The sequence below is a fragment of the Psychromonas ingrahamii 37 genome, from assembly GCF_000015285.1.
Lineage (GTDB): Bacteria > Pseudomonadota > Gammaproteobacteria > Enterobacterales > Psychromonadaceae > Psychromonas > Psychromonas ingrahamii.
Genome location: NC_008709.1, coordinates 1,106,379 through 1,123,363, shown reverse-complemented (window position 1 = coordinate 1,123,363; position 16,985 = coordinate 1,106,379). Strand labels below are relative to the sequence as shown.

The following is a 16,985-nucleotide window of genomic DNA, read 5'->3' as shown; positions in this document are numbered from 1 at the left end:
TTTACCTTTCTATTCGGTGTTCTATTTTCTGATTAACTAGGCTTTTTTGTACTCTTCAATCAACTCAATAAAGCGATTAAATAATGGCGCAGCATCATGCGGACCCGGACTTGCTTCTGGGTGGCCTTGGAAACTAAATGCAGGTTTATCAGTACGCGCCATTCCCTGCAGTGAGCCATCAAACAATGAAATATGCGTGGCACGCAAATTATCCGGTAATGATGATATATCAGCAGCAAAACCATGATTTTGGCTGGTAATCATAACGACATTACGATCTAAATCTTTTACCGGATGGTTGGCACCATGATGACCGAATTTCATTTTGGATGTTTTAGCACCACTTGCTAACGCAAGCAGTTGATGGCCTAAACAGATACCAAAGACGGGAATCTCTGTTTTTAGAATTTCTTGGATGGCGGTAATCGCATAGGTACAAGGCTCCGGATCGCCCGGGCCATTTGACAGAAATATGCCATCAGGATTCATTGCTAATACATCACTTGCGGAAGTTTGTGCCGGCACAACCGTTACGCGGCAGCCCCGGTCAACCAACATACGTAAAATATTACGTTTAACACCATAATCAAAAGCGACAACATGATATTTCGAATCCGTCGCATCTGCAGGTAATCCGCCGGTCAGTGTCCAGCTACCCTGTGCCCAATTATAGGCTTCAGTAGTACTCACTTCCTTAGCCAAATCCATTCCTTTAAGACCGGGAAAGGCTTTAGCTTGAGATAAAGCAAGCGCTTGATCGAGGTTTTCATCCGCAACAATACAACCAGCTTGCGCACCCTTTTCACGTAAAATACGGGTTAGTTTACGTGTATCAATTTCAGCAATAGCGACAATATTATGTTTTTTTAAATAATCACTTAACCCAAGTTGATTACGGAAATTGCTTGCAAGCAGCGGCAAATCACGAATAACCAAACCACAGGCATGGATAGATGTTGACTCTTCGTCTTCGTTATTTGTTCCGGTATTTCCGATATGAGGGTAGGTTAATGTAACAATTTGGCGTGCGTAGGATGGATCTGTTAAAATTTCCTGATAACCCGTCATTGACGTGTTGAAAACAACCTCACCGATAGAACTACCATCAGCACCGATTGAGATACCTTCAAATACAGTTCCATCTTCCAATACCAATATGGCAGAATGACTCAAAATAACCTCCGTAGGGAAATAAAAATAAATTTATTGATAACTGGAGGAAAATAATGTTTTTTTTCCACCAAATAATCATAAACTTTGGCAAATTGGCGACATGTTATAGATCTTCACCACAATTAACCAATAAAATTTTGTTTTCACGGAAAAAAATTACTGTGAATAAAATAACCCATTTATAAAAAAGGTTATTTTAGTAATTTCACACTTCTCCGGTCGGAGGTATTAGATTAACCCAGGACTTTAAAGAGCGTCAAGGCGGCAGGCAAAGTCGGGATAAGCATCACAACCAGAAAGCCTAAAAAATAACGAATTGAATATGGATCTTTAAAATTTTCTTCTGACATTGTACCTTCCCTAAGAAATTAAATATGTTAATGTTATTGATCTAGATCAATTTAAGTATACCCCGAACGGTTGTAGATTAGCAGCAACTCATTCCGTATTTTTCAAAACAGGATCTTTTATGCAGGCTTTACACTCAACAATCGCTTCCCCCGTTTGGTCTTATTTCTCGACTATTTGCTCTATCCCGCATCCTTCTAAACACGATCGGAAACTTGCAGATTGGATAATCCATTGGGCGAAAGAAAAAAATATAAGCTGTGTACAAGATGAAATTGGTAATCTAATTTTAAAAAAAGCCGCAAGTCATGGTTATGAAAATAACACGGCTATTATTCTTCAGGCGCACCTTGATATGGTGCCGCAAAAAAACAACAATATTGACCACAATTTTTTAACCGATGCGATTAAGCCTATTATCGAGGGTGAATGGTTACGCGCTGACAATACAACATTGGGTGCAGATAACGGGATCGGCATGGCAGCTTGTTTAGCTGTATTAGCTGATAACACACTACAGCATGGCCCCCTTGAAGTACTTTTAACAACCGACGAAGAAACCGGCATGACCGGTGCATTTGGCCTGAAAGCGAATGCACTCCAGGGAAAAATCCTACTTAATACGGATTCTGAACAAGAAGGTGAACTTTTTGTGGGTTGTGCGGGAGGCGTTAATGTAACGGTGACCCTACCCTATGAAATAATGGAACGTGAACCGGACAACAGTGCGTTTGAAATTTGTCTGGATGGCCTTAAGGGAGGGCATTCCGGTTGTGATATTAATTTGGGCCGTGCAAATGCAATAAAAACACTGGTATCAGTGTTGAACAACCTCGAGGGCATTCCATTTCACCTTGCGTATTTTGAAGGCGGCAGTTTACGTAATGCTATTCCACGAGAAGCGAGTTGTGTCATTATTTGTGACCCTCAGTATCAAAATAGTATAGAAATCATCATCAATACCCTGCAAAAAAATCTCTGTAGTCAATTTAAAGCGTCTGAGCCTAATTTAGCACTTTCGGTGAAATCCTGTGCCTTACCCGGTTTTATCTTAACCCATAAAAGCCAAGCTAATTTATTAACCAGCCTGACCCAATGTAATAATGGAGTATTCAGTATGGATAATAATTTTTCTGATGTAGTGCAAACCTCTTCAAATTTAGGCGTTGTTTCACAAAACAGAAATAACCGTGGCGTTTTTGATATTCAGGTCTTAGTACGTTCTCAGGTTGAGCAGGAAAAACAAGCTGAAGCACAAAAAATTGCACAACAATTTGAGCAGCATGATGCAACCGTTTCGTTGACGGGTAACTATCCCGGCTGGACGCCAAACCCGCACTCAGAAATTTATAAAACAGTTGAAAAACAATATGTTAAACTTTTTGACAAACAGCCCAAAGCAATGGTGATTCATGCAGGATTAGAATGCGGTTTGTTTAGTGCTGAATATCCACAATGGGATATGATTTCATTCGGCCCAACCATTAAATTTCCGCATAGCCCCGATGAAAAAGTGCAGATCAACAGTGTTGATAAATTTTGGCAATTATTAGTGGCAACATTAAAAGCGATTGATTAGGCTATCTTGGCGCTTTAATTAATTATTTTCTATTTATTTATACCAGTTAAAACGAATACTGGCTGGTGATCACGCACGGTTTTGGCGTTGGTTATTGATTTTCCTGCGCCTGAGAAAATAACCTAAAGGGTTGGTCTTAAAGGAGTGTGAAAAAGGCTGTCACCCTGTGTGTTTTTTTCAGCCTTTATTGCCGCCTGTCAGAATAAAAAAGATTGGGCTTAGCAGATCGGATCTTTTTTTGAAATTAAGACAACAACACTGCGCGCATTCACTTTATAATGCGAACCGCTATGCACTATTTCCTCCCCGGTTTTAGCGATATCTAAAGGAGAGGATAAGAATGTATCAATGGCGCGATACCACTTCTCTCCTTCAATATCCGGCAACTCAAATTCAAGTCCTTCCCAATACATATTAAACATAATATGTATATCTTCCCCGTCGGCCCGTTCTCCAAGTGTCATCGCTAATGCCAGCCCGCTTGGGTCATACCAACCAGGTTTCCCCAGTTCACATCCATGCCATAATATATCGGATAATCCACTCTTGTTTATTTCACTATTGTAATATTTATTGCGAAATAAACGCGGGTGAACTTTACGAAAAGCGATCAGCCGTTGCCAGAACTGCAGCATAGACTTATTGGTATCAACATCCTGCCAATTGAACCAGGATAGTTCGTTATCCTGACAATAAGCATTATTGTTTCCCTGTTGTGTTCTGCAAATTTCATCGCCTGCAACAAACATCGGGACACCTTTGGATAACATTAAAATAGCGGCAAAATTTTTGATTTGTCGCTTGCGCAGCATATTGATTTGTGGATTATCGGTTATACCCTCAACACCACAATTCCAACTTCTGTTATTATCAATACCATCACTATTATTTTCCCCATTCGCCTGATTATGTTTATGGTTATAGGACACAAGATCATTAAGGGTAAAACCATCATGGGAATTAATAAAATTAATACTGTTACCGGGTAATTCATATTGGGACTCGTAGATATCGGCACTGCCGGTAATACGCCGGGCAAACGTGCCCAGCATACCCGCTTTACCGCGCACAAAATCACGCAGATCATCTCGATAAAGACCGTTCCACTCCGCCCAACGATGTCCGGGGAAAGATCCCACCAGATATCCTCCCTCCGCATCCCAAGCTTCTGCAATCACCTTAGTATCGGCTAATTGTTCAGATAATTCGATAGCCCAAACAACGGGAGGATTGGCAATTAAATTACCGTTATCCCCACGTGCTAAGATAGTGCCTTCGTCAAAACGAAAACCATCGACATGCATATCCCGCACCCAATATTCTAAACAATCAACAATAAATTTTTCACCAATAGGATGGTTGCATTTAAAAGTATTACCGCATCCAGAATAATTACAGTAAAAATTTTTATGCTTATCCATTAAAAAATAATAGCTATTATTAGCAAAACCTTTAAAAGAGTAAACTGGCCCTCGATGATCACTTTCATCGGTGTGGTTAAAAACAACATCCAGAATCACACTAATATCAGCCTGGTGTAGCGCCTTAACGAGATCTCTAAATTCATCAAGGTGGTTACCTTCCTGTGGATTGACACAGTACCCCGAATGCGGTGCAAAAAAATTAATGGTGCTATATCCCCAATAATTAACTAATTTATTGCCATTAAAATAACGCACCTCAGAGTCTTCAAATTCAAATATGGGTAACAACTCTACCGCCGTAATACCTAATGCTGTTAAATAGGGTATTTTTTCTATTATGCCTGCATAGGTACCCGGATGTTTTACCCCGGAGGTCGGTGATTTAGTAAATCCGCCGACATTCATCTCATAAATAATACTTTCATTGAGATGATGATTAGGAGGGCTATCACCCTGCCAGTCATAATCCGTTAGCTTGAGTACGCAACTGCGCATCGAAGTGTGCAGATTATCACCCGCTTTGCAGGCATCATTTCGCTGCCATAAACTACAATTAATACCTTTTGAGTAGGGATCAATTAATACTTTTTGCGGATCAAAAACCAGCCCGTTTTCAGGTTGAAAAGGGCCACCAACACGGTAAGCATAATGTGTTTTTTCCGGTAAACCCTTTACAAAAATATGCCAAAAATAAAAGCTACGATGAATCAGGGGATCGAACCGGATAATCTCGTAAGGTTCAAGCGCATTATGCTGTTCAAACAGAAGCAGCTCGACGGAGGTTGATCGTTCATCACAATAGAGGCAAAAATTAACCCCCCCATCCTCCACCGTGGCACCGATAGGATGGGTTTTACCTGGCAGTAATTCATACATTCGGGACTCTTTATGTAACCAAAGTGTTATGACCAACTTTAATCAAAAAGGGGTATTAATCAATGGCGCTATTGCGCAACAAGGATTAGGATACTGATCAAAGGATCTGGCCAACTCCAATGATATTGCAGCTAAGAGTGCTTTAGCCTCTGGCGTTAAAATCACACTGACTTTTTGCATACACTGACAATCTAAAGATTGTTGGCACTTCAATAAAAGTGCCAACAATACTTGGCGGTTAAAGCGTAATAAACTGAATAACAAATATAGTCAGCAATGTTATTGACCCATCTCATGACATTGCTACTGCTGAAACCCCTTCATATATTGCTGCATCAGGGCAAGATGTTCTGCCATCAAAGTATTAACTTGTTCTTGCTGCGCCTCAGTTAACACTTGAAACGCGTGATGATGTGCTTTTAACATCTGCAATTGATTATCAACCATTAAGGCCTGCTGTTTACTTATTATTTCACGTGCTTTAGCGTCGTCAAAGGTTGGGCTATTTAACAGTGCTTGTGATTCTGCTGTACTAGCTTGCATATTTGTCATCATGTTTGGCCCACTGTGCATCGAAGCCATAGCCGCTGTCATAATAGATTGAATTTGCTGCTGCTGTTCACCCGTCAGGTTTAATGATGAGAACATCATGCCGCCATTCATCATGCCACCATTCATCATGCCGCCATTCATCATGCCACCATTCATCATGCCGCCATTCATCATACCACCATACATCATGCCGCCATTTATCATGCCACCATTCATCATGCCACCATTCATCATGCCACCATTCATTATTCCGCTATCCATCATGCCGCCGTGCATCCAGCCACCGGCATTATTTTGCATACCTCCGTGTGCCTGACTCACTGAAATATTGGCGAAAGTAAGGCCAAGCGCCAATGCTATGATGCTAAGTTTTTTATTGTTCATCTTCTGCTCCTGATATTTATGGTTAAATAATTTTTAAATGCAAAATGTCTATTTTTCTTATGTAAGATAAAATCCTAAAAAAGAGATTACCCACTCGATTGATACTTCCCAAAGTATAAGAGACATTGCACATTGTGCTCAAAAAAAGAGATGAAAATTGAAAAGAAAAAGTGAGGAGTGCTGAAATTCTGAGTGTTATTTTTAAACAGCCTAAATTAGCAGATATGTTCCAGATTATTGCTGTTAGCTTTATTATTTATGCCCAACATCTTCTGAATATTAAGATTGTAGTGATTTTTATGTTTTCATAACGCATTGTAATTTAGAGAATCAAAACGCATTGTAATTTAGAGAATCAAAACGCATTGTAATTTAGAGAATCAAAACGACAACAGCGACTAAATAGAACGATTCTGAATTTTTACTCGTATATTGTGAAGAAGAGATAATTTTACTTTTCAAATAGCTAACGTAAAAAAAGTAAAAATAAGCTCACTTTGTTTAGACCGATTCACCCTGCCAATTGAAATGACGATTTGCTTTCTGGGTAACCAAACCTTTTTCTAATAAACCAAAAAAGATCAGATCAACTTCTTCAGCACTGATAGCAAGCTTATCGGCAATCGCTTTTTTAGTGCAGCGAACATCGCCCTTCAGTAATACATCCAGCGCTTTTTGAAATAAAATATCAGAGCGCGAGATGACCATTTCATTATCTACAGCCAGACTTTTTTGAGCAACTTCTGACGATTGCATAGGGCTTTGCGGAAGCGCCCCTGCCAAAGTGCGTCTAAATCTCAGCTCTTCCCCGATTAAACCGACAAAAAATGCCGCAAAAAGATCCAATAAGACAGATAAAAATACCACCAGCCCCAGTTGAGCATCCGTGGCATTGATCTTAAGTCCGTCGGCAATACTGCCAATCAGACCGAAGACTGAGCCTTGACTTGCAACGGGTAAATGGTCTCTCTGCACGGCCAGTTCAACCTGTTCTTGTCGCAGTAAAGCATTCTCTTTTTGAATCCTGACAACCCCCGTTGCAATGCGGTTAAGTTCAATATATTTTTCGGCAGCAATATTGTTTAAATCGATCTGCTTTTCGAGCGCCGCAATCTGCAGATTAAAAATAGCCACTTTATTTTGCTGTACATCAACATAACGTTGAGCAGTATTAGTCGCACTATTAATGCCGCCTATACTGCCCCCAATTGAAATAGCAGCCAATACGCTATAAAAGGAAAAGGCCGAAAAGGCTGCGATCAAATGACGCCTTGCGATACGTTCACCAAATTCATACCATGCAAAAAACTTACCCAGTTCAAAAATCACCGCCAATGCGCCAAATAAAACCTTCATCCAGGGATTTTCGTCGATAGAAAGAAATAATAAGAGAGAAAATATTATCGAGGCTAAAATGGCTGCGCCGGTGAAACTGTATACAACAGTCATCGCAAAAGGACCTTTAGTATGCCGTATACGCGTATTTTTTAAATGAGTCATGATCTGCTAAGAATATTGAAATGGAAAATATGGAGCATATTGTAGATTGCTAATAGAAAAAACACCAGTTATCAACAGAGTAGATAGGTTATTATCATAAAAAAGTATTATTTTTGCACTATTCAGTTACCCCCTATCTGCTGACTAACGCGCAGCGGCATAACGGCCGCAAGGGAATAACGCTTCCCTTAATATTGTATCCCATTTTGACCGGCCTACTTCAGGAAACAGTTTAAATATAACCCATGCTTAACAGAGTATTTACCAGCTGATTGAGTATTAATCATCATTATTTTTACTGCGCAGATTTTTAATCCGTCCCCTTTGGGTTTTTTTATCCATACGTTTACGTTGTGAACCTTTTGTGGCTCTCGTCGCTCGTCGTACTTTTTGAACCACAGCTGCCGAGACAATCAGGTTCTTTAAACGCTGCAGTGCATCATCTCTATTTTTCTCTTGCGTGCGATGGCTTTGAGCTTTGATTATTATCACGCCATCGCCTGTGATACGGCTATCGGATAATGCTAATAATCTCTCTTTATAAAAATCGGGTAAGGTTGATTTTTTGATATCAAAGCGTAAATGAATCGCGCTGGAAACTTTGTTCACATTTTGCCCGCCGGCTCCCTGTGCACGAATGGCAGTCATGTCGATTTCCCAGTCAGCAAGCTCGACATTATTTGATATTTTTAACATTACACTCCTTTAACTTATAAATTATCTTTTAATTTGTTAGGTCACTTAAACATTTCTTTGGATGTTGGTTTTTTATCCAGATAGTGCTTTTTATAGATCGCCGCCGGCATAGATGCTATTTGATAGTCGATCATTCTATTAAAACTGGTTAATAAGGGGACAAATTTTTCTTTATTTTCTTCCAATTGGGAAAGTAAATAATAACCCGCTTCAACCGTCGACAAACCATCATCACGTGGTGATTTACGAATACGATACTCGCTTTTTTTATCTATATTAATTGATATCTTCGGCAAATTCTGTAAAAAAACATTACTCATCAATAATTTGTAGGCTTTTTTCCAACTGCCATCGAGCAAAATAAAAACGCTGTGGTTATTAATTTTTTTCAGATTAACAAGCTGCTCCGTAGGGACTGCCGAGGCATCGGGAAAAACTAAATAGCTATTCTGTAAATCAAATAAACCGGCATCAAACAATACCCCTACGCTAATTTTTGATCGTTTTAATGACAGCCCCAAAATTCGCGCAGTGCCTATCGCATTTTTTTCTTCACCGGGATCTTGCAATACATGCACAAAGTGTTGATTATCAATCAACTGGATCGCTGAGCAGATACAGGCAGATTGGGCTTTTAAGCAGCGTTTGCAAACAGCTCTTTTACTCATTTATAAAAATCTCTTAATAAAGGAAACCGATGCGCTCTCTTATTATCGAAACGTCATTGATAATATTACTGACTCTTATACTTTATTTGTTTGAGCCGGAAGCCAGTGAACTACTGGCATATTACCATAATGGCATAGCAGAAGGAGAAATTTGGAGACTGATTAGTGCCACATTTTGCCATACTAATTTTAATCATCTGGTATTAAATATCGTGGGCTTAGTGATCACTTTGGCATTATTTGTTGATCTTTTTAAGACCATTAAAATTTTCCCAATCATTATTTTCTGCAGTTTATTTATCGGGTTATGCCTGTTTTTCTTTGATACTGAGGTTATTTGGTATGTGGGCTTATCGGGTGTTTTACACGGTTTATTTAGCTACGGGGTTGTCACCGATATTGCGAAGAAAGATCCCTGGGGTTATCTGCTGGGAGCAGGTCTGGTTATTAAGATTATTTATGAGCAAATGTTTGGCGCATCGCAAAGTACGATCAATTTAATTGCGGCAGAAGTATTAGTTAATGCGCATCTTTACGGCGCTATCGCGGGTTTTATTTTTTTTGCATATAAAAAAAAGATTGATAAATAATAAAGCATCAGACTTATCTAATGGCCTTCTGGGAAAAGTATTATAATTTATTAATTAAAATATACCATTCTGATTTTATTCTCTGCACTGAAGACAGTAAGAGATGAAATGTTTATCAGCCATTTGCAGTATTGAATGCGTAAATGGTTAAGTGAAATGTATTAATAGCCCTAACAAAAAAGCGTCTAATATCCTTAATTAAATTTGCCATCAAAAAATACTCGCGTAAGATGCCGACTTTATTTTATTGAATGAGTTAGGAAAATTTATGATCAACCCCGTTGTACTCTCAGTCTGCGTGATGCTGGCTTTGTCTTTAATGCGTATTAATGTAGTAATAGCATTAACATTAAGTGCATTAATCGGAGGGTTAAGTGCCGGTATGTCAGTCTCTGATACCGTCAGTGCTTTTGAAGGAGGATTGGGTGGCGGTGCAACCATTGCATTAAGTTACGCTATGCTGGGTGCATTTGCAGTGGCAATTTCTAAATCAGGTATTACCGATTTATTAGCACAAACAGTTATTAATAAAGTACATGGCAGGCACCCGGATCATTTAACCTACGTGATAAAATATGTGGTGTTATCTTTAATTTTATTAATAACTATTTCATCACAGAATATTATCCCTGTGCATATCGCCTTTATTCCCATTTTAATTCCACCACTGATCAGCGTATTTACAAAATTACGTTTAGACAGACGCTTAGTGGCGTGTATATTAACCTTTGGTTTAATCACGCCTTATATGGTTTTACCGATAGGTTTTGGCGGTATCTTTTTAAATAATATATTATTAAAAAATTTACATGATAATGGCCTGGAAGTAACCGCCAGCCAGGTTCCAACAGCAATGATCTTACCTGCTTTAGGTATGGTTACCGGTTTACTGATTGCAGTCTTTATTAGCTACCGTAAGCCACGGGATTATCCTCAGGGAGAGTCACTATTTACACCCGCAGAAAATCAAAAACCCGCAAAAACCCCCTTAAACAAGCGCCATATAGTGGTTGCCTTGATTGCAATTTCAGCAACATTAAGCATACAGTTATTGTCAGGCTCGATGATAGTCGGCGCATTGGCTGGATTTGTCGTCTTTACCTTTGGTGGTGTTATAGCTTGGAAAGAAACGCAAGATGTATTTACTAAAGGTGTGCATATGATGGCAATGATCGGTTTTATTATGATTGCCGCTGCCGGTTTTACAGCCGTAATGAAAGCCACGGGTAGCGTAGACACCCTGGTTGAGATGTTATCTGCAAATATTGGCCAAAATAAACCACTAGCAGCCGTATTAATGCTGGTAGTCGGTTTGTTAGTGACCATGGGAATAGGCTCTTCTTTTTCAACTATTCCAATTATTGCCACTATTTACGTTCCTCTTGCCCTCTCATTTGGATTTTCACCGATGGCAATCATCGCATTAGTTGGAACAGCAGCGGCGTTGGGGGATGCAGGTTCACCGGCGTCGGACTCGACTCTGGGGCCGACAGCGGGTCTAAACGCCGATGGTAAACACGATCATATTTGGGATACCGTTGTACCGACCTTTATTCACTATAACCTACCCTTAATGGTATTTGGCTGGATTGCAGCGATGAGTTTGTAACCCTTAAAACATGGCCACTACGTTTAATATAGTGGTACTAAAAAAGCAGGCAGCTAAACTGCTTGCTTTTTTACAGGGATAAAAAAATAAAGCACTTAGCATCCTCTTTAACCATTACTCATTGCTTGTTACTTATTACTCGTTACTCGCGGCTCATTACCCGTGACTCCTTACCCGCTACATTAAATTGAAACTATAAAGCATTGAAAGACCAATACTGTAAGTCACCAGCGAGCCAACTGTCGTAGAAGCTATTACATTCGCAGCTAAGCTGGCATTAGCGCCCATCGCCCTGGCCATCACATAACTTGCAGCAGCCGTTGGGGCCGCGGTCATCAAAAAAGTCAGCCCTAACGCGAATCCTCTAAAACCAAGAAAATAAGCCCCCCCGGTGATTAATACGGGAGCAACAATTATTTTTAGAATAGTTGCAAAGCCGATAATAAAACCATCTGAATTTAAGGTCTTTAAATGCAGTCCACCACCTGTACATAATAATGCCATTGGCAGGCTCATCCCCGCAAAATATTGTCCGGCATCAAGCATCACATCAGGCACCGGTATGGCGAAGAAAAAGAATACAACACCCAACAAAATGCCAATAATTAATGGGTTTTTGAAAATTGATTTAAACAACCCTAAGCACATCTTAATGCTCATTTTCTCTTGTTTAGGCATCAGTATTAACACCGATAAAACATTAAATAAAACAACATGAAATGCGACATAAACAGCAGCCAACGCAAGACCTGAATCCCCATAAATATTATCAACATAGGCTAAACCGATAATAGCTAGATTGGATCGGAAAGCGCCTTGGATAATAGCCCCATGATCATCCCGATTGCGGGCTAACAGTTTAGTTAAAATAACCGCCAGTAAAAAAAATAAAATATTCGCCAATAGTGAATAAGAAATCAATGAAAAATTAATATCTGCATCACGATCCGATTTTATAATATTAAGAAAAAGAAGGGTTGGTAAAGTGACGGTAAAAACCAATTTTGATCCGATCAAAATGAATTGTTCATTAATAAAATCTATTCGCCTGAGAAACCAACCCAGAAAAAGTAACAGACAGATTGGCCCGGTCACTGAAAAAGAAAACATAAGTGACTCTAAAAACATAAACTATCCTTCATTATTTTCGATTTTTAAGCAGATGACTGAATTTTGAGCTATCGGAGGAAATGTCTGTTTTTATTTCAATGGGAGAGACCAAGAATATTTAATAATGACAGTTTCCCGTTAACAATCTTCACTAATACCCGACTTTACTACAATGATCTGTTATTAGGGATTTTTTTTATCCTAATTATTGTATATAATTCAATTAGTTTACAGCTCTTCTAATGTCGCCTGATAATTAAAAGGTGAGCGGTGAATAAAGAAGAAATCTAATGCGTTATAATTGATTGTTCCTTTAAGCAATTTCCCGTAGTCAGATAGGTATAAAGTGAACATCTAGTCCCCTTAGTTCAGCTGGATAGAACAAGGACCTCCTAAGTCTTAGACGTGAGTTCAAATCTCGCAGGGGACACCACTTTCTCTTTTAAGAAAGTCCAGCAAAGCCCACCAGCCCCAACAATATCCCAATAAAACCCTAATGAAACCAGTGGTTAGCGCTCAACTACGTCCAGTTGCGATTTGTAATAGTCATTAGCAGGACTTCTGACTACAAACTCTCAATTTGCCCATCAAAAAGCCCACAAATCACAAAAAAGGCACTGCCAACTAAATATGATGCTAATGCTTAAATATTCGCCAATAACCTTGGGTGACTTTTTTTACTATCGCAAGAAGCACTTGTCAGGGAATTGAGCACTCAAAATAGCCGTCCTTTTCCGCTGTGTTTGGACACCAGTGAGACATATTGACAATGTACGAGTCCTTTCGGCGCTCATTTGCCTTCTTAAGAAGCTGCTCCGCGTATAATCTGTCGGTAACTGTTGCGACACTGCGGTAAGAATCTTGTCGGAAATAGACTGCTGCGTTTGTTAATCCTAATTTCGGAGCGATTGTTTGAACCTCATACTGCGCAGCCTCTAGAGTGCGATCACCGCTATAGACAACCCCCCAGGTAACAACTATTCCTGTGTCGCTTTGTGCTTTCTGAATCAAAGCGGCATTCGCCGAGGTAGTTGTTTCTGCGGCTGCTTGAACTTTCGCCGAACTGGCCGCTAAGTAGGTGTTGAGTTTATTAAGTTTCGTTATGTTCGCTTTAACCTCAGCACTGTCTGTCCGGGAATTAACTTCAGAGAGCGCGCTATTCAGTTTTTCATTCTGCGCTATTAGATCAGCAATGGTCGCTTGGGCTTTTAGAAGGGTTTCATCTGATTGGGTCAATTTAGCTTTCCATTTCAATCCTGCAAAGCTTCCTTCTTCAAATCCCGCTTCTACAAGAATGTTGTTGACGGTTTTTGGCCACCCGATTAACAGGACAACTATTAACAGCAGCATCGCATCTCTTAACATTGCGACCAGATCTTTGCCCGTGGTTGCGATTATAGACAAAAAACTGTTGTTGCTCTTTTCCGGCATAGTGAAATCTCCGTTTACCTCTGACAAGGAACCTATCTGCAGACACATATTAAATTTTATTTTCTGATAAAAATTATAGAACAACAAACATAAAAAATGCTCAGATAGCCTGTATCTCTGATCGTAAATTGATTTTTTATATTGGAGAAATGACCGTTTGCATTTACAGATATCTCTACAAATGCAAATCATAAGCAGACGAAAGAGATAAGTAATAATGAAATAGAAGGTTTTTAAATCAATTAACGGTAAATAGGCAAGTGAGTTCAAATATTCGGCATTTAGCGTTGTACGCAGTTATATTCATAACTAGGCATGTTCTTAAACAGGAGATGACAGGGCTCAAATATCTCAGACTTTAAAAAGTCAGCTTATTCGCTGACTTTTTGGTCGTTCAAGAAACCACTAAACATTGGGGCAATGTTATTGCCCCAGTTTAATTTCTTTAATGATTAGGAATGTGAATAGAGAATGTGAATAGGCTCGTGTCTTGCCTTTTAGTTGGCCACATATTTATAAGCTGTTATGGGGAAAAAGCACCTTAGCGAAATAGTTCAAGCAGTACATGAATATTAAAATCGACTTTACAGGCAAGGAACTTTGATTTTTCTTGTGGGAGAAAGCGCACGTAAATGAGGTAATTCAACAAATTAATAGTACAAAATTTCTAAGGTTCTTACGCCTTCAAAGCACCTTAGCAACTTATAAAATTGTGGCCAATATTAATTAACCACAACATATCGGTGGTTGTCAGAAAAGTGGCTTTGTTAAGCGTACCTTTGATAAGAACGCACAGCGGTTTAAGCCAAAACCCAAATCATCTCATTCTTAATGAATTAGAAAGTTAAGCCATGTAGTTAGTGGCCTAGGTGGTTAGTTGGTGCCATTATCTAGAAGATTTTTCAATACAGTGGGTGAGATTGGGATCAAACCTACATTTAAACCAAAAGGCTTAAAAACTTTATTCAAAACTTCAACGCTTGGGTTGCTCCTGTTATTTTCTATATCAGAAATTTTTTTACGAGAAACATTAACTAATTTCGCATATTTTTCTTGGTTAAAACCTAGTACCTGTATGCGTAACTGAATTAAGGCATCTCCTTGTGTAATGTCAGAAAATAGTAATTTAGTAACAACACTATTAATAACTGCCTTACGTAACTTAGCATCCTTAATAGCCGTGTTCGTAGACGAACGTTGCCTAGTTTGAGTATCCTCCCAGCGAGTGAGTGGATCTCTCTGAACAACAACAGGCTCTCCAGTATCTTCAACTGTCATATGGACAAGGCGGCTATCAACTCGATTAGTTACAATTTGGCCCTGCGCATTATCGTTTCTAGTCCCGATACGTTCACCCTCGCTGTTAAATTTCATATTTCTATCAGAATTATGTTTTTTTAAGAAATTGACTGTATTCATTAAGCTTTTCTTTTTCATAATAATCCCCATAGTTCCAATTTTTCATCTAGAAAATCAAACCCAAATATTGGCATATTAACTATTTGATCAGGAACACCACGACCTATTAGCCTCTGCTTTAAGCCTACTAGTTGATGTGCTGTTGTCCTTAGTTCATTTATCAATAGTTCTGGGTCAATTAAATCACTTAAGGAGTATGCAATCTCGACAAAATTAAATTTTCCACCAAGCTCTAAAGCTGGTGCAGCCCATTTCGTTGTTCTTGGTATACCTTCTGGATCAGCTTTCATAGGAGCAAAGTCATAAATGGGTGTTAACCTTATTCCCTTCTCATCTTTATAGAATGAAGTATTTCGTCCGTGGTTATCGCTATTGCCAAACGCAATATTTAATAAGTCACGGCGAACCCATTCAATGATAAATGCCTCTACATCAAAATGTAGGTTCTTCTCCTTGACAGTGTTACTTTCAGTGATCAAAACAATCAAATCACGTATTGTCTCGCCATGATCTAAAATAGTAGCTGGCGGTTTTTTTAGCATTGAGTACACAGACTCCATCCCATAACGTTTGGTCGTCCCATCTGCTTGAGTCTCTATATCGAACCTTGGCAGCCAAAGTGAATGATAGTTTTCACCTTTTTCTAGTTTCATGTCTGCTACGGGTATAGTATTAAAACCCATATCTGTTAACTCATGGTAATAGTGGTACTCGGCAACTAACACCGCATCATTAACTCCACTTCTGATCCCTCTTGGGAATTTAACGAGGTAATACATATCATCGATATTGGTATTGTCTTGATAGGTATCTATCCACACAACATCGTCTTTGCTGCGTCTTAGTAGTAGTTTTGGGGCTTCTCCACCGGCTCCAGTAGCTCCACCAACTGCTGCACCCCGAGTTTGTGCGTAACTCAAAAAGTCTGCCGCTCTACCTGCTACGTCTGAAACTTCAAAGTATTGCGTAGGGACTTTATTAACCGCTTCGATAGATTCTTTGATGCGCAAATTCCCAATGGGAGCAATGGTACCATATGCTAGTAACACGAACTTTTGTTGATTGGCTGACATCCCCTCTGTATCTATTTGCGTTAGCCAGTACTTACGGCTTGAGCCACTAGGTATGATGTCGTCAATGAACTTCAACCAACCTTGTTGTCCATTGTCATCAAAAAATAATTCAACAGGGTGATTTATAGAGACTGCATGGTGATCATCGGCATAAAGGTTATGAATGGCATAGTCCGAGTCATAATCAACCTCGCTAACATCATACGTGTAGTCAGCATTCTTTGGGAATGTAATCTTCGCAATATCCTTCCATGAATTATCAATGAAAGCTTGTACAGTAAGATCATTTAAATTTCCAAGATTAATCGCTTCCATTGAACACTCTTTTCTATATTTAATGAAAATTATAGTACTCAAAAAATGCGAATTGTCAAATAAAGTGCTTTTTAGTACTCAATAACTATTGTTAATTTCAATTATTGAGTATAATACGACTCATTTAGTTGTTTGTGTTTGAAGTTAATTTGGTTCATTAGAAGATTATTGCGTTGACCATAAATGCGTCTGATAATACTCAATAATTACTATAATTGCTTTCTATTGACCTTTATAG

At 39.1% G+C, this 16,985-nt stretch carries 14 protein-coding genes and 1 tRNA gene; 4 read left to right on the top strand and 11 right to left on the bottom strand.

The features are described from left to right. Positions 1-36: 36 nt before the first annotated feature. Positions 37-1,173 (bottom strand): glutamine-hydrolyzing carbamoyl-phosphate synthase small subunit, encoded by a 1,137-nt coding sequence (gene carA / locus PING_RS04715; RefSeq protein ID WP_011769301.1) that lies wholly within the window; start codon positions 1,171-1,173, stop codon positions 37-39. 469 nt (positions 1,174-1,642) lie between these two features. On the opposite strand from carA, the gene PING_RS04705 reads away from it, so the two are divergent. Further along, positions 1,643-3,100 (top strand): aminoacyl-histidine dipeptidase, encoded by a 1,458-nt coding sequence (locus PING_RS04705; protein ID WP_011769299.1) that lies wholly within the window; start codon positions 1,643-1,645, stop codon positions 3,098-3,100. Between the two features lie 218 nt (positions 3,101-3,318). On the opposite strand, the gene glgX is transcribed toward PING_RS04705, so the two are convergent. The 5 genes from glgX to PING_RS04680 all read right to left on the bottom strand — a co-directional run bounded on the left by glgX (position 3,319) and on the right by PING_RS04680 (position 9,200). Further along, positions 3,319-5,400, bottom strand: a complete 2,082-nt coding sequence (glgX, locus tag PING_RS04700; protein ID WP_011769298.1) for a glycogen debranching protein GlgX — start codon at positions 5,398-5,400, stop codon at positions 3,319-3,321. A gap of 303 nt (positions 5,401-5,703) precedes the next feature. After that, complete coding sequence (locus PING_RS19365; protein ID WP_011769297.1) at positions 5,704-6,336, bottom strand: Spy/CpxP family protein refolding chaperone; 633 nt, start codon at positions 6,334-6,336, stop codon at positions 5,704-5,706. A 501-nt stretch (positions 6,337-6,837) separates the two neighbouring features. Then, positions 6,838-7,836, bottom strand: a complete 999-nt coding sequence (locus PING_RS04690) for a hypothetical protein (RefSeq protein ID WP_011769296.1) — start codon at positions 7,834-7,836, stop codon at positions 6,838-6,840. Between the two features lie 279 nt (positions 7,837-8,115). Further along, on the bottom strand, positions 8,116-8,532 hold the full coding sequence (gene arfB, locus PING_RS04685; RefSeq protein WP_011769295.1) for an alternative ribosome rescue aminoacyl-tRNA hydrolase ArfB: 417 nt from the start codon (positions 8,530-8,532) through the stop codon (positions 8,116-8,118). A 41-nt stretch (positions 8,533-8,573) separates the two neighbouring features. Then, positions 8,574-9,200, bottom strand: coding sequence for a tRNA-uridine aminocarboxypropyltransferase (locus PING_RS04680; RefSeq protein WP_011769294.1), 627 nt, complete (start codon positions 9,198-9,200; stop codon positions 8,574-8,576). A gap of 29 nt (positions 9,201-9,229) precedes the next feature. On the opposite strand from PING_RS04680, the gene rrtA reads away from it, so the two are divergent. Both rrtA and PING_RS04670 read left to right on the top strand, forming a co-directional pair. Next, a complete protein-coding gene (rrtA, locus tag PING_RS04675) occupies positions 9,230-9,790 on the top strand; it encodes a rhombosortase (protein ID WP_011769293.1) in 561 nt (186 codons plus the stop codon). A 271-nt stretch (positions 9,791-10,061) separates the two neighbouring features. Next, on the top strand, positions 10,062-11,399 hold the full coding sequence (locus PING_RS04670; RefSeq protein ID WP_041766904.1) for a Na+/H+ antiporter family protein: 1,338 nt from the start codon (positions 10,062-10,064) through the stop codon (positions 11,397-11,399). Positions 11,400-11,576: 177 nt separating this feature from the next. Here PING_RS04670 and PING_RS04665 read toward each other — a convergent pair whose 3' ends face one another. After that, positions 11,577-12,527, bottom strand: coding sequence for an AEC family transporter (locus tag PING_RS04665; RefSeq protein ID WP_011769291.1), 951 nt, complete (start codon positions 12,525-12,527; stop codon positions 11,577-11,579). Between the two features lie 210 nt (positions 12,528-12,737). Beyond that, a complete protein-coding gene (locus tag PING_RS21590; protein ID WP_269571587.1) occupies positions 12,738-12,863 on the bottom strand; it encodes a hypothetical protein in 126 nt (41 codons plus the stop codon). A gap of 3 nt (positions 12,864-12,866) precedes the next feature. Between PING_RS21590 and PING_RS04660 the strand changes: the two genes are divergently transcribed. Next, positions 12,867-12,942: transfer RNA gene (locus PING_RS04660), tRNA-Arg, on the top strand. A gap of 266 nt (positions 12,943-13,208) precedes the next feature. Here PING_RS04660 and PING_RS19360 read toward each other — a convergent pair. The 3 genes from PING_RS19360 to PING_RS04645 all read right to left on the bottom strand — a co-directional run bounded on the left by PING_RS19360 (position 13,209) and on the right by PING_RS04645 (position 16,747). Beyond that, positions 13,209-13,940, bottom strand: a complete 732-nt coding sequence (locus PING_RS19360; RefSeq protein ID WP_011769290.1) for a hypothetical protein — start codon at positions 13,938-13,940, stop codon at positions 13,209-13,211. Between the two features lie 873 nt (positions 13,941-14,813). Next, complete coding sequence (locus PING_RS04650) at positions 14,814-15,377, bottom strand: helix-turn-helix transcriptional regulator (RefSeq protein WP_011769289.1); 564 nt, start codon at positions 15,375-15,377, stop codon at positions 14,814-14,816. Beyond that, positions 15,374-16,747 carry a type II toxin-antitoxin system HipA family toxin gene (locus PING_RS04645; protein WP_011769288.1) on the bottom strand — a complete coding sequence of 458 codons (1,374 nt, stop codon included), beginning with the start codon at positions 16,745-16,747 and terminating at the stop codon, positions 15,374-15,376. Before PING_RS04645 ends, PING_RS04650 begins: the two co-directional genes overlap by 4 nt. Positions 16,748-16,985: the final 238 nt, after the last annotated feature.